This window comes from Blautia sp. HA8986 (assembly GCF_056504635.1).
In genome coordinates, this window is the sequence record NZ_JBWLUQ010000003.1 from 149,636 (window position 1) to 173,571 (window position 23,936).

At 43.5% G+C, this 23,936-nt stretch carries 21 protein-coding genes and 1 tRNA gene; 14 read left to right on the top strand and 8 right to left on the bottom strand.

Annotated elements, in window-relative coordinates; genetic code table 11:
* Nucleotides 1-131: 131 nt before the first annotated feature.
* Nucleotides 132-1,325 (bottom strand): MFS transporter, encoded by a 1,194-nt coding sequence (locus AC04Q4_RS15440; RefSeq protein WP_173738597.1) that lies wholly within the window; start codon nucleotides 1,323-1,325, stop codon nucleotides 132-134.
* Between the two features lie 179 nt (nucleotides 1,326-1,504).
* On the opposite strand from AC04Q4_RS15440, the gene AC04Q4_RS15445 reads away from it, so the two are divergent.
* Nucleotides 1,505-2,350: an AraC family transcriptional regulator gene (locus tag AC04Q4_RS15445; protein WP_173738598.1), complete on the top strand. Its 846-nt coding sequence runs from the start codon at nucleotides 1,505-1,507 to the stop codon at nucleotides 2,348-2,350.
* A gap of 328 nt (nucleotides 2,351-2,678) precedes the next feature.
* Here AC04Q4_RS15445 and AC04Q4_RS15450 read toward each other — a convergent pair whose 3' ends face one another.
* Nucleotides 2,679-3,092 (bottom strand): C-GCAxxG-C-C family protein, encoded by a 414-nt coding sequence (locus AC04Q4_RS15450; RefSeq protein ID WP_296048897.1) that lies wholly within the window; start codon nucleotides 3,090-3,092, stop codon nucleotides 2,679-2,681.
* A 20-nt stretch (nucleotides 3,093-3,112) separates the two neighbouring features.
* Entirely contained in the window at nucleotides 3,113-4,471 is a 1,359-nt protein-coding gene (locus AC04Q4_RS15455; protein ID WP_195455892.1) for a M20 family metallopeptidase, read from the bottom strand.
* Nucleotides 4,472-4,667: 196 nt separating this feature from the next.
* On the opposite strand from AC04Q4_RS15455, the gene AC04Q4_RS15460 reads away from it, so the two are divergent.
* From AC04Q4_RS15460 to AC04Q4_RS15490, 7 genes are all read left to right on the top strand, one after another.
* Nucleotides 4,668-5,693, top strand: coding sequence for an ABC transporter substrate-binding protein (locus AC04Q4_RS15460; RefSeq protein ID WP_476389259.1), 1,026 nt, complete (start codon nucleotides 4,668-4,670; stop codon nucleotides 5,691-5,693).
* 410 nt (nucleotides 5,694-6,103) lie between these two features.
* Nucleotides 6,104-7,342, top strand: a complete 1,239-nt coding sequence (locus AC04Q4_RS15465; protein ID WP_476389260.1) for an extracellular solute-binding protein — start codon at nucleotides 6,104-6,106, stop codon at nucleotides 7,340-7,342.
* A gap of 73 nt (nucleotides 7,343-7,415) precedes the next feature.
* Entirely contained in the window at nucleotides 7,416-8,288 is an 873-nt protein-coding gene (locus AC04Q4_RS15470; RefSeq protein ID WP_476389261.1) for an ABC transporter permease subunit, read from the top strand.
* Nucleotides 8,289-8,300: 12 nt separating this feature from the next.
* The gene (locus tag AC04Q4_RS15475) at nucleotides 8,301-9,140 is read left to right on the top strand and encodes a carbohydrate ABC transporter permease (protein ID WP_119238694.1); all 840 of its coding nucleotides are present in this window, start codon (nucleotides 8,301-8,303) and stop codon (nucleotides 9,138-9,140) included.
* A 71-nt stretch (nucleotides 9,141-9,211) separates the two neighbouring features.
* On the top strand, nucleotides 9,212-10,738 hold the full coding sequence (locus AC04Q4_RS15480) for a DUF5605 domain-containing protein (protein WP_476389262.1): 1,527 nt from the start codon (nucleotides 9,212-9,214) through the stop codon (nucleotides 10,736-10,738).
* A gap of 100 nt (nucleotides 10,739-10,838) precedes the next feature.
* A complete protein-coding gene (locus AC04Q4_RS15485) occupies nucleotides 10,839-11,867 on the top strand; it encodes a substrate-binding domain-containing protein (protein WP_476389263.1) in 1,029 nt (342 codons plus the stop codon).
* A 29-nt stretch (nucleotides 11,868-11,896) separates the two neighbouring features.
* Complete coding sequence (locus AC04Q4_RS15490) at nucleotides 11,897-12,919, top strand: aminotransferase class I/II-fold pyridoxal phosphate-dependent enzyme (protein ID WP_476389264.1); 1,023 nt, start codon at nucleotides 11,897-11,899, stop codon at nucleotides 12,917-12,919.
* Between the two features lie 190 nt (nucleotides 12,920-13,109).
* Here AC04Q4_RS15490 and proC read toward each other — a convergent pair whose 3' ends face one another.
* From proC to AC04Q4_RS15515, 5 genes are all read right to left on the bottom strand, one after another.
* Nucleotides 13,110-13,904 carry a pyrroline-5-carboxylate reductase gene (gene proC, locus AC04Q4_RS15495; RefSeq protein WP_173738606.1) on the bottom strand — a complete coding sequence of 265 codons (795 nt, stop codon included), beginning with the start codon at nucleotides 13,902-13,904 and terminating at the stop codon, nucleotides 13,110-13,112.
* A 75-nt stretch (nucleotides 13,905-13,979) separates the two neighbouring features.
* Nucleotides 13,980-14,050: transfer RNA gene (locus AC04Q4_RS15500), tRNA-Gly, on the bottom strand.
* Between the two features lie 57 nt (nucleotides 14,051-14,107).
* Nucleotides 14,108-14,560: a CYTH domain-containing protein gene (locus tag AC04Q4_RS15505; protein WP_476389265.1), complete on the bottom strand. Its 453-nt coding sequence runs from the start codon at nucleotides 14,558-14,560 to the stop codon at nucleotides 14,108-14,110.
* A 178-nt stretch (nucleotides 14,561-14,738) separates the two neighbouring features.
* The gene (locus AC04Q4_RS15510; protein ID WP_476389266.1) at nucleotides 14,739-15,902 is read right to left on the bottom strand and encodes an RNA-guided endonuclease TnpB family protein; all 1,164 of its coding nucleotides are present in this window, start codon (nucleotides 15,900-15,902) and stop codon (nucleotides 14,739-14,741) included.
* The gene (locus tag AC04Q4_RS15515) at nucleotides 15,850-16,509 is read right to left on the bottom strand and encodes an IS607 family transposase (protein WP_476389395.1); all 660 of its coding nucleotides are present in this window, start codon (nucleotides 16,507-16,509) and stop codon (nucleotides 15,850-15,852) included. The genes AC04Q4_RS15510 and AC04Q4_RS15515 overlap by 53 nt, the downstream gene beginning before the upstream one ends.
* Before the next feature lie 292 nt (nucleotides 16,510-16,801).
* Between AC04Q4_RS15515 and AC04Q4_RS15520 the strand changes: the two genes are divergently transcribed.
* The 6 genes from AC04Q4_RS15520 to yihA all read left to right on the top strand — a co-directional run bounded on the left by AC04Q4_RS15520 (nucleotide 16,802) and on the right by yihA (nucleotide 23,935).
* A complete protein-coding gene (locus AC04Q4_RS15520; protein WP_173755972.1) occupies nucleotides 16,802-17,368 on the top strand; it encodes a DJ-1 family glyoxalase III in 567 nt (188 codons plus the stop codon).
* 238 nt (nucleotides 17,369-17,606) lie between these two features.
* Entirely contained in the window at nucleotides 17,607-18,893 is a 1,287-nt protein-coding gene (gene tig, locus AC04Q4_RS15525; protein ID WP_173738313.1) for a trigger factor, read from the top strand.
* Nucleotides 18,894-18,917: 24 nt separating this feature from the next.
* Nucleotides 18,918-19,499: an ATP-dependent Clp endopeptidase proteolytic subunit ClpP gene (gene clpP / locus AC04Q4_RS15530; RefSeq protein ID WP_173738312.1), complete on the top strand. Its 582-nt coding sequence runs from the start codon at nucleotides 18,918-18,920 to the stop codon at nucleotides 19,497-19,499.
* Nucleotides 19,500-19,610: 111 nt separating this feature from the next.
* Nucleotides 19,611-20,924 carry an ATP-dependent Clp protease ATP-binding subunit ClpX gene (gene clpX / locus AC04Q4_RS15535; RefSeq protein WP_173738311.1) on the top strand — a complete coding sequence of 438 codons (1,314 nt, stop codon included), beginning with the start codon at nucleotides 19,611-19,613 and terminating at the stop codon, nucleotides 20,922-20,924.
* Between the two features lie 17 nt (nucleotides 20,925-20,941).
* The gene (lon, locus tag AC04Q4_RS15540; RefSeq protein ID WP_476389267.1) at nucleotides 20,942-23,254 is read left to right on the top strand and encodes an endopeptidase La; all 2,313 of its coding nucleotides are present in this window, start codon (nucleotides 20,942-20,944) and stop codon (nucleotides 23,252-23,254) included.
* A 69-nt stretch (nucleotides 23,255-23,323) separates the two neighbouring features.
* Nucleotides 23,324-23,935 (top strand): ribosome biogenesis GTP-binding protein YihA/YsxC, encoded by a 612-nt coding sequence (yihA, locus tag AC04Q4_RS15545; RefSeq protein WP_119238703.1) that lies wholly within the window; start codon nucleotides 23,324-23,326, stop codon nucleotides 23,933-23,935.
* Nucleotide 23,936 lies beyond the last annotated feature (1 nt).

Consider the following 23,936-nt stretch of genomic DNA (forward strand, 5'->3'; position numbering starts at 1 on the left):
AAAGTCCTGATTATGGGATTGAAAGACTATGAAAATAAAACCACATCAGTAACAGAAGAATATTGAGAGAATAAAATACAGTCAGGAATATCAGATATAAGATCCGGATAATTTCCTGGCTGTATTTTTACTTACCGGATATCCGCACCAGGCTTCATGATCTGAAGCAGGATCACAGCACAGATGATTGCTCCGATGCCTGGAACTGCACCTCCGATCCCTACAAAACGAAGTCCGGCATATTTTACGATCACTCCACCCATGGCAGAACCGGCTGCAATACCAAAGTTAAAGAAAACCGAGATCAGAGAAGATGCCAGGTTTACACAGGCAGGATGCTCTCTGGTGGCAATCTTCAGAAAATGCATCTGCAGTGGTGAGTTCAGAAGATACATCATAACACCGAGGATAAAAAGTACCAGTCCTCCGCTTACCAGATTATGGGTGGCAATGGGCAGAAGCAGCAGGCATACAGTCTGGATGACGTAGATCAGGGGCAGCAGGCGGATGCCGGTTTTGTTTGCCACCTGACCGGAGCTTACATTGCTGGTGATCGCTGCAATACCGAAGATCAGAAGCGCAACACTCAGCATGGAATCCGGAATATGAAGCTCCTGCTGGAAGATCGGTGTCAGATAGGTATAGAAGCAGTAGGTGGAGGCACCTGCCAGGAAAACGATGGCACAGCCAATGGAGATCCTTTTGTCCAGAAAAAGCTTAAACTGTTCCAGAATACTTCCGGCCTTCAGCCGGTTCTGTCGCGGCAGCTTCACAAACAGAAGTGCCAGCAGAGCCAGGGTTGCCACGAAGATCGTGATAAAAGCCGCACGCCAGCCAAAAACTTGGGTGATGGTGGAAGCGATAGGCACACCCACAACAGAAGCGACACTGAAGCCTGAAAAAACACCTGCGATCACACCAGGGATATGCTCCGGAATGGAAGCAACATCTTCCGCATAAGTCATGGAGATGGAGACCACAGTGCCGGAAACCACAGCCGTAAGAATACGGAACACCAGAAATACCATGTAATTGACAGCAATGGCACAGATCAGATTGCAGAGCGCAAACAGTGAGATTCCCAGCATGGTAATACGAAAACGGTTGTATTTTCCCACATAGGCAGCCAGAAACGGAGTGCCCAGGCCATAGGCAAAGGCAAACAGAGATACAATGTTTCCGGCCTGAGTCAGTGAAATCCCGAATCCGTCCGCAATTTCCGGAAGGATACCGATCACCGTATATTCACTGGTACCAAGGAAAAAGCTGAGCATGATCAGACCTACAACAGCCGGATTAAAAAATCGAGTTTTGGATGATGACATGATAATAAGTCCTCCCTGAAAAAAATAAAGAGTAAGTTTCTGCATCAGAGAAATCATCTTCAATGAAAAATCTTCTTCAATGCGGTAAAAGAATATCACAATTTACACGATGTTTCTTGTTTACAGCTGTCAGATTTTTGTAGTATATTGATATCAGAAAGTGGGGAGGAGAAGAGAAGATGGAAATACCGGTATTTGGAAAAGAACAGTATCCGCTGAACAGAGAGTCCGGACTTTCCTATACGATTTCGGATATTTACAAGCATGTGCCAATACATACTCATAATCATTATGAACTTTTCATCATTTCAGAGGGTACGGCCTATCATATGATCAATGATTCTGTGCAGACAGTAAGGAAGGGGGATCTGTTTTTTATACGCCCCAATGATATGCACAGCTATAACTTTTATCATTCGGAGAATTTCTGCGTCCGGAATCTGGGCTTTTCTACCCAGGTGCTCCGGAATGTTTCCCTGTTTCTGGAGCAGGAGGAAAAGATGGATAAACTGATAAATGGTGAGATGCCTGCCTATGTACATCTGGAAGGGGAAAATTTCCGCAAGGTTCTGGATGCAATGGATACTGCGGGAAAGTTGGTAAACAGTAGCCATCCTCGGCACGCAAGATATCATGCGCAGTGTGTCATTGCACTTCTTCTGGAGGATTATTTCTTCACTTATGATGAAAAGGATCCCTGGAATCAGATGCCTTCCTGGTTGTCAGAGCTTCTCTTAAATATGTCAAAGATTGAAAATCTCCAGGAAGGCTACGAAAAAATGTGCGAGTTGGCTCCCTGCTCTCCAAGCCATCTCTGCAGGCTGCTGAAACAAATCTGTGGGAAAACGCCTACCCAGTATATCAACCAGGAGCGTCTGAAATATGCAGTTTATCTTCTGGCACAGACAGACCGGGAGATCCTGGATATCTGTGAGTGCTGCGGATTTTCCAATGTGAGCCACTTTTATCATCTGTTCCGGGAGCAGTTTGGAGTGTCACCGGCGAAATTCAGGAAGACGGTGTGATCGGGGATGAGTTAGAAGAGGCAGAACAAAAGTTTTATCTGAGAGATCACAGATGCGGACAAGCCATATTACTTTAAGGATCGTAAGTTTGATGAGGAGGCGTGGGCAAAAATAAATGGAAAATAAAAGAGCCCTGGCATTTTTACCAGAAAGCTCATCAGCCTGGATGAATTTGTAAAGATCCCGGCGGTGTACCTGGATTATAAGAAATACAGATGGGTGAAGGATCTGACAGTGAAAAGAGAATAGGAACAGGAAAAGAAAACAGCAGAGCTGTATGTCCCGGGATTACAGGGAATATACAATTCTGCTGTTCTATTTTATGAGATTATCTGTTTTCCGCAAGATATTCTTCTGTAAGAGCAACCGCATCCGTGATACACTGCGGGCAGCTGCAGAGAACCTTGCCTGTTTCCACACCTTTTAATTCACGGCAGATACAGGATCCGTTTTTTTCTTTGAATTTCTGGATATAGGTGCGGAGCTTTTTGTAAGTGTCACCCTTGGAGCCGGAACCTTCTTCGGTGTTTCCGCGGCTGTTGGAAAGTCCGATGATCATAGCCATTCCGGAAAGAGCACCGCACATTTCCATAACACCCATTCCAAGTCCGAAGCCCTCGGCAATACGGAACATCTCGTTTTCATCAATGCCAAATTCCCGGCAGAAAGAACAGGCAACTGCCTGTGCACAATTACAGCCATTCTCGTGTAATTTTGTAGCGTATTCAGCTTTTGTACTCATGATTTCGTATCCTCCTGATTTCAGATCGCAAGTAGGTTTTTGATCGCTTCCATATAGATCAGTACCGCTTCTTCCATACCAGATACCAGGATAAACTCATCGGCTCCGTGGATACGGTAATCAATTCCCTCTTTTTCAGGTCCGAAAGCAATGATGTTTTTGAGGGATTTGGCATAAGTGCCACCTCCGATGACTACCGGTTTATGTTCAGTGTCACCTGTAACATCTGTGTAGGCTTTATACAGTGCGGTTACGAGAGGAGATTCTTTTGGGAAGAATAACGGTGCGCCAACTTCAACGATCTCAATGCGACCGTTTTTGTCTTCCAGTTTGTCCTCACACATTTTGCGGAGTTCTGCCTCACCAAGTGTTACAGGAACACGGATGTCGATGGTGCAGGAGATCACTCCGTTTTCTGTTTTGACGATTCCGTTGCAGAATGTCAGGTCGCCGTATTCATCTGCAAATTTCAGGCCAATACCAGAACCGTCGCAGGAAGTTCCAAGATGAGAATTATAGAATTCTACAAAATCATCCTCGAATCCGGCTTTTGCAAGGCATTCGAAAGTTACGCCTGCAGCATTGACACCAAGTGCCGGTGTGCTGGCATGGGCAGGAACACCTTTGGCATAAATGGTAAGCTCACCGTTTTCTTCTGTTACTTTGTATTCCTGAAGTTTACTCTGGGACAGTGCTGCTTCCAGTTTTTCTTTCAGGCCGGCATCTGCAGGAATCACAGTTGTGCAGGTGTCGCACATTGCATTTGCAACAAAGCCGCCGTTTGCAGAGATGATGCGGGTATTTTTAGAATAGGCCATCATAAATGCACGGCCTTTTTCACCGTGGATACACGGGAAGCTGGCATCCGGTGTGAAACCGCAGGAAAGCTCTTCTGCTACCTGATTGTAGTGTGCCATACATCTGGAACCTGTTTCCTCGTTGCAGCCCATGATCAGGCGGACTCTTTTGTTCAGCTTCACGCCGTGGTCGCGGAGAAGCTTCATGGCATAAAGCGCCTCCAGGATAGGGCCTTTGTCATCAGTGGTTCCACGGCCGTATACATGATCGCCTTCACGGGTAAGGCTGAACGGATCGTAGGTCCAGTCTCCACCTACAGGAACGATATCCAGATGACCGGCGATGCCGACGATCTCATCGCCCTCACCCATTTCGGCATAACCACAGTAGTTATCCAGGTTTACGGTTTTAAAGCCAAGCTCTTCGGCAATCTTAAGTCCTTCTTCCAGGGCTTTTGCAGGGCCCTCACCGAATGGCTTTCCCTCGGAAGGTGTACCGAGCTGGGAGTCAATGGCAACCAGTCTGCCAAGATTTGTGAGCATTTCTTCTGATAATGCGTGGATTTCCTTTTTAATATCCATATTGATTTCCTCCTGTTTACAGCGTTCCGGAAAGTGACAGGAGGGAACGCTGATGTTATGAGCTCTATTATAGCACAGATCGTAATGAACGGTAGAGTAGATTTTTACCTGTTGAAGACGTACCAATCCATTCGGCAGAACCCTTCAGGTCCTTTGGGCATATGCTAAAATCAGAAGTCAAAAAAGGAGTATCTGTATGAAAAATAAAAAATGGATCGCACTGGCAGCTGCAGTTGTGCTGGCAGTGACGGCGTTGCCGATGACAGTCTTTGCAGCAAAGAAAGATAAGGAAGAGGAGAAATTGAGCAAAGTCACTTTAAATGAAGTGGCGCATTCGATTTTCTACGCACCTCAGTATGTTGCGATCGAGGAGGGATATTTTGCTGAGGAAGGTCTGGATCTGACATTGGTGACGGGATTTGGAGCAGATAAAACGATGACTGCTGTAATCTCCGGTGAGGCAGATATCGGATTTATGGGCGCAGAAGCATCTGTCTATGCTTATCAGGAGGGTGCAACTGATCCTGTCGTGAATTTCGCACAGTTAACCCAGCGTGCAGGGAATTTCCTTGTGGCGAGAGAAGAGATGCCTGATTTCAAATGGGAGGATCTGAAAGGGAAGAAGGTTCTTGGCGGTCGTAAGGGTGGCATGCCGGAAATGGTATTTGAATATATTCTGAAGAAAAACGGCATTGATCCGCAAAAGGATCTGACTATTGACCAGAGTATCGATTTCGGTTCCACAGCGGCAGCTTTTACCGGTGATGATTCAGCTGCATATACTGTAGAGTTCGAACCGTCAGCCACGATCCTGGAAAAAGAAGGTGGGGGTTATGTGGTGGCATCTCTTGGAGAAGCATCCGGATATGTGCCTTACACATCCTACAGTGCAAAAGTAAGTTATATGGAAGAAAATCCGGAGATCATCCAGAAATTTACCGATGCACTGCAGAAAGGAATGAACTATGTTCAAGTCCATACTCCGGAGGAGATCGCAGAAGTGATCGCACCACAATTCAAGGAAACAGATATTGAAACTATCACTACTATTGTAAAACGCTATTACGACCAGGATACCTGGAAAGAAAATCTTATTTTTGAGAAACACAGTTTTGAGCTTCTTCAGGATATCCTGGAAGATGCAGGAGAACTGTCTCAGCGGGTGAACTATGAAGATCTGGTCCAGACATCCAGTGCAGAAAAGGCATCAAAAGATAAATAATAAAAAAAGTTTAAAAGAAAGAGAAGAAATCCCTGTGGATCTATAAAATACCCACAGGGATTTTTAGCATATAAAGCAGAAAAAAAGGAAAATGCTGCAATATAAGTCACAAAATAGCAGAAAATGTAAAAAAAACACAGGCTGAAAATGGCAGAGAATAAACAGATGAAATCTATAAACTAAACAATGTATAAGCGTTTTTTTACATATAAGATTAGAAAGTTTATATCACATTAAACAGATAAGCATAAGAATATGGCAAAATGCACAAAAATATAAAAAGAAAATTATAATAAATGCAGAAATAGTAAAAAGTGATTGAAAAGCACTAAACAATATGCTATCTTAAGTTTAACAAAAACGAAACGAACTAAACAAAATTCATGAAAAAGTTTAAAGGAGGAAATGAGATGAATTTTAAAAAGGTAATGGCAGCAGTACTTGCAGGAACAATGGTATTCGGAATGGCTTCTTCCGTAAGTGCAGCAACAGAGGTTTCTTTCTGGACACTGAACACAAGACAGAACGCGGTTGAGCCGATCGTAGAGGCATTCAACGAAGCAAATCCGGATATTAAAGTAACAGCTTCTTTCTATGACACAGATGGAATCAAGGATGCCTGCAAAGTAGCAGCTTCTTCCGATACACTTCCAAGTATGTGGTTTAACTGGGGCGGCAGTCTTGGAAGCTTCTATGAGGAGAATGGAAAGACATATGATCTTACACAATATGCGAAAGATAACGGATGGAACGACAAATTTACAGAAGCTTCTTTAAATCTCTGTACATTTGAAAACAAGCTTTCCGGATATCCGACAAGCTACAATGCACTTGGTGTTTACTACAATAAACAGATCTTTGAAGATAACGGAATCGAAGTTCCTGCTACATTCGAGGATTTCGAAGCAGCTCTTAAGACTCTGAAAGATAACGGAGTTACACCAATGGATACAGCCGGACTTAACGGATGGCATGTAATGAGATGGTTTGAGCTTCTTGTTGAGCACTATGCAGGTGCTGAGCTTCATGACAAGCTGAACACATTTGAGGAGAGCTGGAACTGCGATGCAGTAGTACAGGCTTTTGAGAAATATAAAGAGTGGGTTGACGCAGGATACTTCCCAGATGGTTTCCTTACACTTGATCCGAACGATACCATCATGGCAATGGGTACAGGAGAGTGTGCAATGGATCTCCAGGGACAGTGGTATGACGGACAGTTCATCCAGAATGATCTTGATCCTAGCAATTATGGTGTATTTGCATTCCCGTCAGGTGATGACAACCGTATGTCTGCTTTCGCAGAGATGACACAGTTCAATGCTAATCTTTCTGATGAAGAACTTGATGCATGCGTGAAGTTCATGGATTACTATCAGAGTGATGAGAATGTTGCAGAGTATGGTGAATACTATAACGTACCGCTTCCTGTACAGGGCGCTGAAGCTCCGGCTGAGCAGGTCAACGTAAACGGTATGCTTGAAACATCTAATGAGAACGGTACATTCACGATCACTGACCAGGCATTCCCGACAGAGGTTGCAGATGTTCTCTTTAATGCACAGGATGCAGTTGCAAACGGCGAGATGACACCGGAAGATGCAGCAGCTAATATCCAGAAAGCAATCGAGGAATATCAGGCTAAATAATCATAAAAGCATAACGGAGCGGCCAGAGCGCGGGCTTTGGCCGCTCTTTTACGAAAAATGGAGGTAATCCAGAATGAAGAAAAAAAGCAAAATTGATCTTGGCGCATATGCGTTTCTGATACCGGCAGCAGTGATCTACCTTTCCGTTATTGTAATACCTGTATTTTACTCACTGTTTATCAGTCTGTTTAAATGGAACGGTGTTGCGGAGAAAGAATTTGTAGGTCTGGCAAACTATATCAATCTGTTTACAAATGATGCAACATTTATGATCGCATTGAAGAATAACCTGATCTGGATCGTGCTGACGATCGTACTTATGATGACGGTTTCTCTTGGATTTGCAGTAATCCTTAATAAACAGTTCCGCGGACGTACTGTGTTCCGTGCATTCTTCTATTTTCCATGTGTTATCGCACCAATCGCAGTAGCGATCATCTGGAGATGGATCTACAACCCGAATATCGGTTTTATCAATCAGTTTTTCAAAGTACTTGGAATTAATTTTAAACAGACATGGATCTCCGACCCGAAGGTCAGCCTGTATGCAATTTTTGCAGCAGCACTGTGGCAGGGAATCGGCCAGCCTATGATCCTTTTCCTGGCAGGACTTCAGTCAGTATCACCGGATGTCCTTGAGGCAGCAACAATTGACGGTGCAGGCCCGGTCCGTAAATTCTTCAGTGTTACGGTACCGCTTATGAAAGAAACATTCGTTATGGTTCTTGCAACTCTGATCGTAGCAGCTATGAAGGTTTATGATATTGTACAGGGTCTTACAGGCGGCGGCCCGAACAACTCCACCCAGGTTCTTGCTACATATATGTATTCACAGACATTCCAGTATAACAATGTAGGTATGGGAACTGCGGTTGCATGTATCATGGTAGTTATGATGCTTGTAGTAATCATTCCGTATATTTCCTTTACAGCAAAAGAAAAGTAGGAGGTGCAGACAATGGACGGAAAAAGTAAAAAAATCACAAAAAAAGTGCTGCTGTATGTGCTTCTGATCATTCTTGCGCTGATTTGGATCGTGCCAATTTTCACACTTGTTGTAACAGCACTGAAGCATAAAAAAGATTTCATGAGCGGTTTAAGTCTGTTCCAGCTTCCTGCTGAGATTGCATGGGACAACTTTACAAATGCCATCACAAAAGGAAATCTTTTCAACTATATGAAAAATGACCTGATCATTTCCTGCCTGAAAGTGCCGCTTGGTATCTTCGTAGGAGCTATGGCTTCCTTTGCATTAACACGACTGAATATCAAACATCGAGTGGGGCTTTTTGTATTCTTCCTTATTGGTATGATGCTTCCGATGCAGACAGCACTTGTGCCGATTAATATTATCTACAGCAAACTGAATCTTCTGAACACATATTTCGGATTATTCTATGTATATATCGGATTTGGTATTTCCTACTGTATCCTGATCATGAGAGGTTTCATGTTGGGAATTCCGAAAGATATTGATGAGGCTGCATGTATTGACGGATGTAATAAATGGCAGCTTTTTTACAAGATCATCCTGCCGATCGCAAAACCGGCGATCGCAACACTGTTTATCACAGATTTCCTTTCCACATGGAATGAGTATCTTCTGGCCAGCGTTATCATCAACGACAATGCCATGAAGACAGTACCGGTTGGTATTATGACATTCGTAGGTGAGCACGGAACAGATTATGGTTACCTGTGTGCAGGTGTACTTGTTTCTGTTATACCGGTTATGGTTGTATACCTGATCTTCCAGAGATATTTCGTAGAAGGTATGGCCGGAGCAGTTAAATCTTGATATCAGATGCAGGCAGCGTAACGGGGCGTGAACAGCCGCCTGGATGACTACAGAAAGAAAGAGGACGACTTATGAGTACTTGCAAATATACAGAATCCGTAGAAAAATGGGGAACCTTTGAAGCTGAAATGCCAGGTAAACATGAAGGGAATCCGTTTACCGATTATGCAATTCAGGGAACCTTTAAAGGCAAAGAAGAGACAAAAACCGTAGATGGTTTCTATGATGGAGACGGAATTTACCGTGTACGTTTCATGCCATCCTTTGAAGGAGATTATACATTTGAGATCAAAGGAAGCTTTTCCGATGAGGTGTACACAGGTGCATTCCATGTAACACCTGCACAAGAAGACAACCATGGACCTGTTCGCGTATCCTATACTTATCACATGGCATATGAAGATGGAAAACCATATTATTCTATCGGAACAACATGTTATGTATGGGAGCTTCAGAGCGAGGAGCTTCAGAAACAGACACTGGAGACACTGGCAGACAGTGCATTCAACAAGATTCGTTTCTGTGTATTCCCGAAACATTACGACTACAACCTGAATGAGCCGATCAGCTATCCATATGAAGGAACTCCGATGGACAGTTCAGTTCTTACATCTGAGAATTTCCTGGAGTATGGCGGCTGTGCAGAAGGCAATAACTTCGATTACAAGAGATTTAATGTGAAACATTTCCAGCATATCGATGACTGTGTGAAGAAGCTGATGGAGCTGGGTATTGAGGCTGACATCATTGTGATGCACCCATATGACAGATGGGGCTTCAGTGAGATGAGTGCAGAGTGTGATGATCTTTACTGGAAATATCTCATTGCCAGAGTGAGTGCATACAGAAACGTATGGTGGTCTCTTGCGAATGAGTACGATCTTTTCCCGAAAAAGACAACTGAGGACTGGGAGCGTTACGCAGCTATTATCCAGGAAAAAGATGTATACAATCATCTTCGCTCCATCCATAACTGCAAGAGCTTCTATGATTACACAAGACCATGGATTACTCACTGCAGCATCCAGAGACAGGATCTTTACAAATCCTCTGAGATGGTAAATGAGTGGCGTATCCGATACAAGAAACCGGTAGTTCTGGATGAAATCGCTTACGAGGGAAATATTCAGCACGGCTGGGGAAATATCAGCGGAAAAGAAATGACAAGACGTTTCTGGGAAGCATTCTGCAGAGGTGCATATCCGGGACATGGCGAGACATATATGAATGATGAGGGAATCCTCTGGTGGTCCCATGGCGGAAAGCTTCATGGAGAGAGCCCTGAGAGATTTAAGTTTCTTCAGAAAATCATGGAGGAGACTCCTGCACCAGGACTTCGTCCTCTTGAAAATCAGTGGGATGAGGTTGGGGCATCTGTAGACAACAGTCTTCAGGATATTAAGTACTATATTTTCTATTACAGCTTTATGCGTCCGTCATTCCGAGAGTATCATATTGATGATGAAACAGAGTTTGAGGTAGAAGTAATCGATACATGGAACATGACCATCGAGAAAAAAGGAACCTTTAAAGGCAAGTTCCGGATCGACCTGCCGGGAAGAGAGTATATGGCTGTGCGTGTGCGCGAGGTTAAGTGATTTATGGGGAGTTGCCGGAGAGGCGGCTCCCTGCTTTATGTTGACAGGAAAACCAAAAGTGTTTAGAATCAAGGAGAAGTTTAAATCAAGAGGGATCAGAATGAAGATAAAGGCAGCAGATATAGCGAGAAATCTTAATCTTTCCAAAGCAACGGTATCCCTGGTTTTAAACAATAAACCAGGAGTCAGTGAGAAAACCCGACGAAGGATTTTTGATTATATTGAAGAAGTTTCAGGAGAAGCAGAACGACAAAAAGAAGAAAAAAACAAGCAGGAATTAGAGAATAAAAATATCATCAAGGTACTTTTTATTGATAATGATCTCAGATTCCTCAAGAATTTTGAATTGGATGTATGCCCGGACAGCCTGACGATATTTGAACAGGAAGCCAGAAGAATGGGCTGTATCATCAGCGTGACTTACGCTTCTTCACAAAAAAAAGAAGATGTGGAGCGTGTAGTGCGTGAGGCTAATGAGGAAAATGTGGCAGGTGTGATCCTGTATGCAACGGAGATGCAGCCGGATCAGTTTCCGCCGTTTCGGGCGATCCGAAAGCCAATGGTGATCTATGATAATGATCTTGGGAATGAATATCATTGCGTTACCTTCGGTGGGGTGGAAGGAATCAGGGATTGTGTGGATTATCTGGTTTCCAGAGGCTGCCGGAATATCAAATATCTGGCCAATACCCAGAATATCTTTAATTTCCAGCAGAGGCGTGCAGGATTCCGTGCAGGACTTCGGAAGAATGGCCTGCCACTGGAGAAAGAATCTATTTACCCGCTGGGAGAAACTACCAGTGAGGTATGTGAGGCAACATTGAAATATCTGGAGACGCATGAATTGCCGGATGCCTTTATCATGGAAAATTATCAGATTTCCATTGGAGTGATGCGTGCGTTACGGCAGAAGAAGATTTCGGTTCCGGAAGACATCTCTCTTCTGGGAGTAGATGAGCTTCCGGATTATCTTACTGGAGATATCCTTCTTACCACGCTTCGGATGGAGCATCTGGAACGTGCACATGTGGCCATGCTTTTCCTGGAACAGGAGATGAAGGGGGCGATTTCCTGTAAATTCAAATCGTTTTCCACCTGTAAGATCATTCCGGGGCAGACGGTCAAATAAAATGGAAATACAGATGAGGAGAAAATAAAATGTTATTTTTTGTAAACGATTACTGCGAGGGAGCGCATCCAGCGATCCTTGAAAAACTTGTGGAGACAAACATGGAGAAGCTTTCCGGATATGGCACAGATAAATACTGTGATTCTGCAAAAGAAAAGATTCGCAAGGCATGTGGCTGTCCGGATGCAGAGGTGTTTTTTCTGGTAGGAGGAACTCAGACCAATGCGACAGTTATCGGTTCCGTGCTGAACAGATACGAGGGTGTACTGGCAGCTGAGACTGGTCATGTAAACTGCCATGAAGCCGGTGCTATCGAGTATACCGGACATAAGGTTCTGGCACTTCCGGCAGAGAACGGAAAGATCAAAGCAGAGAGTATAACCGAATATATCGAAACTTTTTACGGGGATGAAAGTCATGACCATATGGTATTTCCGGGAATGGTATATATTTCCCATCCTACAGAATACGGAACGCTTTATACAAAGAAAGAACTGGAAGAAATTTTCAATGTGTGCAGACATTATGAGCTTCCGCTGTTCCTGGACGGAGCAAGACTTGGATACGGCCTGGTAAGCCCGGGAACAGATGTGACACTTGAGGATATTGCGAGATATACAGATGTATTCTACATCGGCGGAACCAAGGTAGGAGCACTCTGTGGTGAGGCAGTTGTTTTTACGAAAAAAGCTCCGAAACATTTCATGACTATGGTGAAGCAGCAGGGAGCTCTTCTGGCCAAGGGGCGTCTTCTGGGAATCCAGTTTGATACTTTATTTACAGATGATCTGTATACAAAGATCAGCCGAAACGCCATTGACACTGCTATGAAGCTAAAAAAAGCTCTTCAGGAAAAAGGATACCAGCTTTATATTGATTCTCCGACAAACCAGCAGTTCATAATCCTGGAAAATAATAAAAAAGAAGAACTTGCAAAAAAAGTCCGGTTTGATTTCTGGGAAAAATATGATGAGAATCATACAGTGATCCGTTTTGCTACAAGCTGGGGAACGAAGATGGAAGATATTGATGCACTGATTGAATTGCTGTAGTGCGTATCATCCTGAGAAGATCATAAAGTAGAAATAATTGCAGGAAATTTGGTATAAAATAATTCCCTGCAGGATCTGCAAAATCAGGTACAGATATAATATCCTTGGCAGTATGCCTGATGAAGAGATATATTTATATCATCTGTTTTGTAAATTCCTGCGGGGTTTTTATTTTTTGGTTTGTGAGGAATTATAATTTTTTGCCCTTCTCAGCGGCAGCAGTCAGAGCTTCAAATACAGCACTGCGGAAACCGTTTTTCTCCAGTGTGCGTACACCTTCGATGGTAGTTCCGGCAGGGGAGCAGACCATGTCTTTCAGATCGCCAGGATGTCTGCCTGTCTCAAGAACCATCTTTGCACTGCCAAGTACTGTCTGGGAAGCAAATTTGTAAGCCTGTTTACGGGGCATTCCCTGACTTACGGCGGCATCTGCCATAGCTTCGATGAACATAAATACATAAGCCGGTGCACAGCCGCCTACAGCGCCTGCAGCATCCATAAGACGTTCAGGGATCACTTCTGTGCATCCGAAGCTGTCTGTGATCTTGAGAATTTCATCGAGTCCTTCTTTGGAAACGCGCTCGTTGGCACATACAGCAGTCATGCCTTCACCAACCTGTGCGGGAGTATTTGGCATGAAACGGACAACCTTCAGAGGAAGACCGGCTTTTTCTTCCAGCCATGCAAGGGTCTTGCCCGGGGCAATTCCAATGATAGTGTGATCTGCTGTGAGGCTGTTGTGGACTTCATCTAAGACTTCCTCGTAGAACTGGGGTTTTACTGCAAGTACAATAGTTTTTGCAGATCTGACCACTTCGTTGTTATCCGGAGTGGTGACAACACCGAGATTTTTTTCGCTGCGTTCTCTGCCTTCTTCTGTAAGGTTGGAAACAATGATCTCATCTTTTGAAAAAATCCCCTGGCGGAGAATACCGCCGATCATTGCAGAACCCATATTTCCACATCCGATAAAACCGATCTTCATAATAAAAATCCTCCTTAGAATTATGTTTTATAAAAAAAGACACGCTCCCGAAAGCGTGCCTCCCTTGGCAATGAAAGCAGATAACGGGAGTCGAACCCGCCTCCTCAGCTTGGGAAGCTGATGTTCTACCGATGAACTATATCTGCCTGCAATCCCAATTATAGCACTGGAAATAAGAAATACAAGAGCTGATTTGCGGGATATTACCATCCTTGGCTCATAGTACTGTTATGGTATTTAGTGGAATAGGTTACTTCCTCCCCGAACCATTTCGGTGGAATATAAGCATTAGCAGCATCCTCGGCAGGAAATTCCACTTCAGCAAGAAGAACCCCCTCATACTCTCCATGGAACACATCCAGTTCAATAAAAAGTCCGTCCTTTTCAGGAATTACGTAGCGGTCTTTTGTAATAAGGATACCATCGGCTTTAGGTTTGAGATGTTCGTAGGCATCGGCAGTCAGAGGAAGATTATATTCTTCGCGGCTCATCAGGCCTTTTGATTTATAAGTAAGAAAATATTCATCATCCTGTCTGCGGATGCGGACTACAGGTGAAGTACAGAGATAACCCTGCTCGATCCTGCGGCAGGGATAGGAAGCCAGGTCGGCTGGCAGATTTTCTTTCGGGATCAGAAATTTACGTTCGATTTCCATAAAACAGATACCGTTACTGAAAACTTATAAAAAGTTATAAACTTCTATGTTTCATTCCTACTTCAACGAGTATGCTTTTGATGATATAAATATCTATCTACTCACAAGTTCTTGTACTCTCCATAGGCGTAAATTCCGGATTAACGTACCCGTACATATTTGCACTAACGTTTTAGTGTTAGCTTGCAAATCCTTCTCCATAAGCCTTGAGATTTATAGATGCCTGAAAATCTCTATCAATGACATTTCCACAATCACATTTATAAATCCTGTCAGATAATTTCAAGTCTTTTTTAATATTTCCACAACAACTGCAAAGCTTTGATGATGGATAAAACCGATCAGCCACAATAAGCTGAATCCCTTTATCGCTGCACTTGTGTTCAAGCTGCTTTCTAAACTCAAAAAAACCCTGATTCTGAACTGTTTTTGATAAATGTCTATTTTTCATCATTCCACTAACATTCAAATCTTCAATACAAATAAATCTTGGTTTTCGATTTACAATTTCAGATGTAGTCTGATTCAAATAGTTCTTACGGATATTTGTTAATCTGTGATTTCGTTTTAATAAAAGTTTTTCCTTTTTGATTACATTATTTGTTTTGCAGTAACTTTTTCCTTTCTTATTTTTCTCGTAAGAGCGAGAGATACTACGCTGTAATCTGCGTTTCTGTTTTTCTAGTTTCTTTACTTTCTGACTTTTATTGATGTTCTTATACTTAGCTCCATCAGAGCAAATAGCCAGATCTTTGATTCCTAGATCTATACCAATTCCATCATCATTAAGTTTTTCTATGCAATCAGGAAATTCCACACATACGCTGATCCACCAGTTCAATCCGTCAAAGGATATTCGCGGATTCATATATTTAGCATCTGTAGGAATACGACCATGCTCTGCAAGTCTTACCCAATTTAGTTTTTGTTTATTTCTTTTCCTGCCCGAAGAAAATCCTTCAAACTTAACATGAGTATTGCTGAATTGTATCTTAATATTATCCTGATAGAACTTCGGCATTGATCTCTTTTTTGACTTGAATCTTGGGAATTTCTGCAAACCTTTGAAAAAGTTCTTATAAGCAGTGCAGGCATCTTTGATTGCCTGTTTGGTTACATTATTTGAAATACTCAATAACCATGCGTATTCATCAGAATGTCTAAGCTTTGTAAATTCTTTTCTGAGTTCTGCATCTGAAATGAATTTTCCGCCTTTTTCATAGTTTTCTATTTCCCTTGCCAAAGCCCAGTTATAAGCAAATCTTGAAGCACCTGCGTACTGAAACATCTTAGTTTTCTGTACATTGTTTGGTATCAACATTGCTTTTATGGCTTTTACCATCTGCTTCCTCCTGTATCAGTTCCCGGATAAGTTTCTTGGCTTTATTCGCTCGTTTTCCTTGTAATTTGCAACTGAATACTGTGACTATCTGAACCAGATCTTCAACAAGTTCCTGCTGTTCGGATTTTTCAGTATTATCAATAATCTCAATCTCACAATTATAAAGCGAAGCGATATATTCTATCAATCCAAAACCAAATCGCAATAGCCGATCTTTATATAAAACAACAACCTTTTCAACCTGATTTTGAGATATTCGCCTGATCAATTCCTGGAGTCCTTTTTTCTTATAATCAATTCCGGAACCGATATCACTTATTATCTCAAATGGCTGTCCTTTTGCCAGAAGATATGTCTTAACATTATCAATCTGTCGTTCCAGATCATCTTTCTGTTTATGGCTGGAAACGCGACAATATCCAATTGTAATGCGATTTTTAGGCTTTACATTTATTACCTGGTTGAGTTGTTCGTCAGAATAATATCTATAGCCGCTTACTGTAGTATGATGCGGATGAAGTTTTCCATTGGCATCCCAATTTCGTAATGTCTGGGCGGATACGCCTATAATTTTTGAAAATTCATGTATAGAATAATATTTACTCAAAGCATCAACTTCTTTCAATAATATTCTGCTCTAATATCTTATAAAACTCAACATGTACTTATATGATTTTATAATTTATATTTAACTGTTAATAACCTCCTGTTTAAAATATGCTGCCCTCATTTTATATGAAATAACAAGGTTTTGCAATGCTCATTAACATTTGCAAAGTACGGAGTTTGTTATTTCAGCCGTATTTTTCTTGACATTTCCTACAGAAAAAAGCATTATGAAATAGAACGGAAAATCACCGGAAAACCCGGAATCATATAGAAAAGAAAGGATGGGAAACATTATGAGCAAAGTATATATTTTTTTCGCGGACGGTTTTGAGGATATTGAAGGATTGACAGTAGTTGATCTGATGCGGAGAGCCGGAATCGATATCCAGACAGTATCTGTTAAAGAAACAAAAGAGATCAGAACCTCCCACGGAATCAATATTCTCACAGACAGGACTTTCGGAGAGTGCGATTTCTCTGACGCAGATATGCTGGTAATTCCGGGGGGAATGCCGGGAACAAAATATCTCGAAGAATATAAACCGCTTACTGATCTTCTCACGGATTTTTACCAGAAAGGCGGTAAGATAGCAGCTATCTGTGCAGCACCGGGAGTATTTGAGAGACTTGGTTTCCTCAAGGGAAGAAATGCAACATCCTATCCATCCGTAATGGAACAGCTTACAAGCGCAAATACGTCTCTGGAGGCGGTTGTTGTTGACGGCAATGTAACAACAAGCAGAGGACTCGGAACAGCAATCGATTTCAGTCTTTCCCTGATCCGTCAGCTGGAAGGAAGTGCAAAAGCAGAGGAAATTGCAGAATCTGTGGTATATTCCACAAAAAAAATCTATTAAAAGAGACGGTTCCTGTATGAACGCATAATAATAAGGGCAGATGTACAGGCACGATACCGAGATTTATACAGAAAACCGTGAATTTACAGCAATATAAGAGCTATATAAGTCGAAAAAAATACTGGCGTTTTTATAGTGATTATGCTATACTACAGAAATGACTGTAAATATTTAAAATGCGAGTGTTAACTATTTATATAAGGTATTTACTCGATAGAATTAAGGAGGAACAAGAAACATGAGTTTACAGGTGGAGAAAATGGAGAAAAACATGGCGAAACTTACAATTGAAGTTTCCGCTGAGGATCTTGACAAGGCAATGCAGAACGCATATCAGAAAGCGAAAGGAAGAATTTCCATTCCAGGATTCCGTAAAGGAAAAGCTCCAAGAAAAATGATCGAGCAGATGTACGGAAAGGGAGTATTCCTTGAGGACGCTGCTAACGCTCTGATTCCTGAGCATTACAGCAAAGCACTTGCTGAGTGTGATCTTGAGATCGTTTCCCAGCCTAAGATCGATGTAACACAGGTTGAGCCTGGCAAACCATTTATCTTTACAGCAGAAGTAGCTACCAAACCAGAGGTAACTCTTGGCGACTATAAAGGACTTGAGGTTCCGAAGTCTGAGACAGAGGTAACAGACGAGGAAGTTGAGGCAGAGCTTAAGAAAGAGCAGGAGAAGAACTCCAGAACGATCACAGTTGAGGATCGTGCTGCAGAGAACGGCGATACAGCAACAATTGACTTCGAGGGATTCGTAGACGGAGAAGCATTTGAGGGCGGTAAAGGAACAGACTACCCGCTGACACTTGGTTCCAACACATTTATCCCGGGATTCGAGGAGCAGCTTGTTGGTGCTAAGACAGGTGACCACGTAGAGGTTAAGGTTACATTCCCGGAGGAGTATCAGGCTAAAGAACTTGCCGGTAAAGAAGCAGTATTCCAGTGCGATGTTAAGAAGATCGAAGCAAAAGAGCTTCCGGAGCTTGACGATGACTTCGCTAAGGATGTATCTGAGTTTGATACACTTGCTGAGTACAAAGAAGACGTTAAGAAGAACCTGACAGAGAAGAAAGCAGAAGATGCACGTCGTGCAAAAGAAGACGCAGCAGTAGATAAAGTGATCGAGAATGCCCAGATGGATATTCCGGAGGCAATGATCGAGACACAGACACGTCAGATGCTTGACGATTTTGCAAGAAGAATGCAGTCTCAGGGTCTTTCCATGGAGCAGTACTTCCAGTTCACAGGACAGAGCGTTGAAAAGATGATGGAAGACATGAAGCCACAGGCTCTTAAGAGAATCCAGACAAGACTTGTTCTTGAGAAGATCGCTGAGGTAGAGAACATCCAGCCAACAGAGGATGAGGTAAATGAAGAAATCTCCAAGATGGCAGAGATGTACAAGATGGAAGCAGACAAATTAAAAGATCTCATCGGTGAGAACGAGATGGAGCAGATGAAGAAAGATATGGCTGTTCAGAAAGCTGTTACATTAGTTGCCGATGCAGCTGTAGAGGCGTAATAAACCTCGGAAATGGAGGGCAAAATGAGTTTAGTACCTTACGTCATTGAGCAGACCAGCAGAGGAGAAAGAAGTTACGATATTTATTCAAGACTTCTTAAGGACCGAATCATTTTCCTTGGAGAAGAGGTAAACGATGTCAGTGCGAACCTGATCGTTGCACAGCTTCTCTTCCTGGAAGCTGAAGATCCGTCCAAGGATATCCAGCTTTATATCAACAGCCCGGGCGGTTCTGTAACTGCCGGAATGGCAATCTACGATACAATGCAGTATATCAAGTGCGATGTATCTACAATCTGCCTTGGAATGGCAGCCAGCATGGGAGCTTTTCTCCTGTCCTCCGGTGCCAAAGGCAAAAGATATGCACTTCCGAATTCAACGATCATGATTCACCAGCCTTCAGGCGGTGCACAGGGGCAGGCTACTGAGATCCAGATTGTAGCTGACCAGATCGCAAAAACTAAAAAGAAGCTGAACGAAATTCTTTCTATGAATACCGGACAGCCTCTTGAGATTGTGGAACGGGATACTGACCGTGACAACTATATGACAGCTGAAGAAGCTAAGGCATATGGTCTTATCGATGGTGTTGTGATCCACAAATAATGCGTAAGAAAAGACTCCTGTAAAAACACAGGAGTCTTATCTTGCTTTAAAAAGAAATTTCAAATGTCTGCGAGAGACGGACATTTACGCTTAGAAAGGAAACAAAATCATATGGCAGATAAAGTAAGAGAAGGAAAGGTAAGATGCTCCTTTTGCCATAAGACCGAAGATCAGGTACGTAAGCTGATCGCAGGTCCGGATGGAGCATATATTTGTGATGAATGTATCGGTATCTGTTCCGAGATCATGGAAGAAGAGTTCAGCATGTATGATCGAGAAGATGATTATGGAACAGGAATCAATCTTCTGAAACCGGAAGAGATCCACAGCATTCTGGATGAATATGTTATTGGACAGGACGATGCCAAAAAAGCACTTTCTGTAGCTGTTTACAATCATTACAAGAGAATTCTTGCTTCCAGAAACCTGGATGTTGAGCTTCAGAAGAGTAATATCCTGATGCTTGGCCCGACAGGTTCCGGTAAGACACTTCTTGCACAGACACTGGCAAGACTTCTGAATGTTCCTTTTGCCATCGCAGATGCCACCACTCTCACAGAGGCAGGCTATGTTGGTGAGGACGTTGAGAATATTCTTCTGAAGATCATCCAGGCAGCAGATTACGACATTGAACGTGCACAGTACGGAATCATCTACATCGATGAAATCGACAAGATCACAAGAAAATCCGAGAACACATCTATCACAAGAGATGTGTCCGGTGAGGGCGTACAGCAGGCACTCCTGAAGATTCTTGAGGGAACTGTTGCAAGCGTACCGCCGCAGGGAGGAAGAAAACATCCGCATCAGGAGTTTATCCAGATCGATACAACGAACATTCTGTTCATCTGCGGAGGAGCTTTTGACGGACTGGAGAAGATCATCGAGTCCAGGCAGGATACCAAATCTATCGGTTTCGGTGCAGAGGTTTCCGAGAAGGAAGAGCGCAATGTAGGTGAAATTCTGAAGGAAGTTATGCCGGAAGACTTTATTAAATTCGGTCTGATTCCTGAGTTTATCGGGCGAGTTCCGGTTGTTGTGACATTGGATTCCCTTGATGAGGATGCGCTGATCCGTATTTTGAAAGAGCCTAAGAACTCCCTTACCAAGCAGTATGACAAGCTTTTTGAGCTGGATGGCGTGGAGCTTGAGTTCCAGGACGAGGCACTTGAGAGCGTTGCGCGAAAATCTCTTGAGAGAAAAACAGGTGCCAGAGGACTTCGTTCCATTATGGAGCATACTCTGATGGATTTGATGTACAGGACACCATCGGATGATACAATCCGTAAATGTATCATCACAAAAGAGGCAGTGGAGGGAACCGGAGAAGCGGAGATCATCCACGGGGAGGCCCCGGCTCCTGCGAAGAAGGCAGGACACAAAACATCCCGTTCAAGAAAGAAAGGCAAGCCGGTAACAGCTTGATGAAGGGAATGACATAAATGACAAATCAGGTCGATATAATGCCAATGATTGCTCTGCGCGGAACTACGGTTCTGCCGGAGATGATCGTACACTTTGATGTGAGCAGAGAGAGATCAATCCGTGCAGTGGAAGCAGCAATGCTCCATGACCAGAAGGTTTTTCTTCTGACACAGAAAGACCCGGAGGTTGAGACACCAGGGCTTGATGATTTGTATCAGGTAGGAACCATTGCCTATATTAAGCAGGTGGTGAAGCTTCCGCAGGATCTCTACCGTGTTCTGGTAGAAGGACAGGAACGGGCAGAGGTTTTAAGCCTGGAACAGGAAGAACCATACCTGAAAGCAGAATGCGAGGTTGTCACAGCCCAGGAGGAAAATTATCCGGAACCTGTAAAAGATGCTATGCTCCGCAGTATCCGGGAGCTTTTCCAGAAATACTGCAGAGAGAGCGGCAAAATAAGCAGAGATCTGGTAAATCAGATCATGACCATTGAGGATGTGCAGGAGACCATCGATCAGATCGCAGTGAATCTTCCGATGTCCTATCAGAATAAACAGAAGCTTCTTGAGGCTGTATCTCTCAATGACCGCTATGAGATCCTGGGTGCACTTCTTGGCAGTGAGATTGAAGTGATTCATATCACAAAAGATCTACAGCGCAAGGTGAAATCTCATATCGACAAGAATCAGAGGGAGTACATTCTCCGTGAGCAGCTTAAGACGATCCGTGAGGAGCTTGGCGAGGATAATACAGCTGATGATGTTGAGGAATTCCGCAAACAGCTGAAAGAACTTAACGCTTCCGACGAAGTAAAAGAGAAGATATCCAAGGAAATCGGCCGTTTCAGGGGAATGGCAGCCAGTGCGGCAGAGGCTACAGTGCAGAGGGGATATCTTGAGACAGTTCTTGCTCTTCCGTGGGATAAAAAATCTGAGGATTCCGAAGATCTTGAGAATGCGTGGAGAATCCTTGAGGAAGGTCATTACGGACTGAAAGATGTAAAAGAACGTATCATGGAATTCCTTGCAGTGCGTAAGCTGACACATAAGGGCAAGAGTCCGATCCTCTGTCTTGTAGGCCCTCCGGGAACCGGTAAGACTTCCATTGCCCGTTCTGTTGCAGAGGCCATGAATAAGAAATATGTACGTATCTGTCTTGGCGGTGTACGTGATGAGGCTGAGATTCGTGGTCACAGAAAGACTTATGTGGGTGCCATGCCGGGAAGGATCACTGTTGCGCTGAAAGAAGCAGGTGTCAGCAATCCGCTGATGCTCCTTGACGAGATCGACAAGACAAGCAGCGACTACAAGGGAGATACTTCCGCGGCCCTTCTCGAGGTGCTGGATCCTGAGCAGAACAGCAAGTTCAATGATCATTATGTGGAGATACCCCAGGATCTTTCTGAGGTACTGTTTATTGCCACTGCAAATGATGTTCAGGGAATCCCGAGACCACTTCTTGACAGAATGGAACTGATAGAGATCTCCGGATACACAGAGAATGAGAAGGAACATATTGCAAGAGAGCATCTGATTCCGAAACAGATGGAAATCAACGGAATCCCGAAAGGAAAACTGGTGATCCAGCCGGCTGCACTTGGCAAGCTGATCAACAGCTATACAAAAGAAGCCGGAGTCCGTTCTCTTGAGAGAAATATCGGCCGCATCTGCCGCAAGACTGCGAGAGCTCTTATGGAAGAAGGCAAAGATAAGGTGGTTGTAACATCCAGAAATATTTCCAGATTCCTTGGAAAAGAGAGATATGATTATCTTATGGCCAATGAAAAAAATGAGATTGGAATCGCCCGTGGCCTTGCATGGACACAGGTTGGTGGTGATACTCTTCAGATCGAAGTCAATGTTATGCCGGGTAAAGGTGAGCTGCTTCTTACAGGACAGCTTGGAGATGTAATGAAGGAATCTGCACAGGCAGGTATCAGTTACATCCGTTCCGTTGCAGATGAGTATGGAATCGATGCAGAATTTTTCCAGAAAAAAGATATCCATGTACATATCCCGGAAGGTGCTGTTCCAAAAGATGGCCCGTCCGCAGGTATTACCATGGCAACAGCCATGTTTTCCGCTATTATCGGGAAACCGGTACGCGCAGACCTTGCCATGACAGGTGAGATTACTTTAAGAGGCCGTGTGCTTCCGATTGGCGGACTGAAAGAAAAGCTGCTTGCAGCCAAATATGCGAAAATAAAAGAAGTCCTCGTTCCGACGAAAAACCGTCCGGATATCGAAGAGATGGACAAAGAGATCCTACAGGGACTTAACATTCAGTTTGTGGATAACATGAAAGAAGTTCTTGATGAAGCTCTTGCATAAACAAAACAAGAAAAAACCCTGCTTTGATTTTCAGGACAGGGCTTTTAACAGAAAAGGGAGGAACAACAAATGGTAATCAAAAACGTATCGCTGGACATTGTATGCGGAATCACAAGCAAGATCCCGGACACAGGAAGACCGGAGGTAGCTTTTGCGGGAAAATCAAATGTAGGGAAATCCTCCCTGATCAATGGTCTGATGAACCGCAAGGCTCTGGCCAGAACCAGTGCACAGCCGGGAAAAACACAGACAATTAATTTTTATAATATCAACGAAGCAATGTATCTTGTGGACCTGCCAGGCTACGGCTACGCTAAAGTTTCCGCAGCTGAGAAGGAAAAATGGGGAAAGATGATCGAGGGCTATCTTCACGAGTCAAAGGAGCTCCGGGCAGTCTTTCTTCTGGTGGATATCCGCCATAAACCCTCTGCCAATGACAAGCAGATGTATGACTGGATCTGCCATAACGGATATGAGCCGGTGATCATCGCGACCAAGCTTGACAAGCTGAAACGCAGCCAGGTGGCAAAGAGCCTGAAGGAGATCCGCACAGGACTGGGACTTCCGAAAGATGGAAAGATCCTTCCGTTTTCTGCGGAGACAAAGCAGGGAAGAGACGAGATATGGGCACTGATCGATGAGTTGACTGGATTAGCAGAACCGGCAGCTACAGAGGATTGAG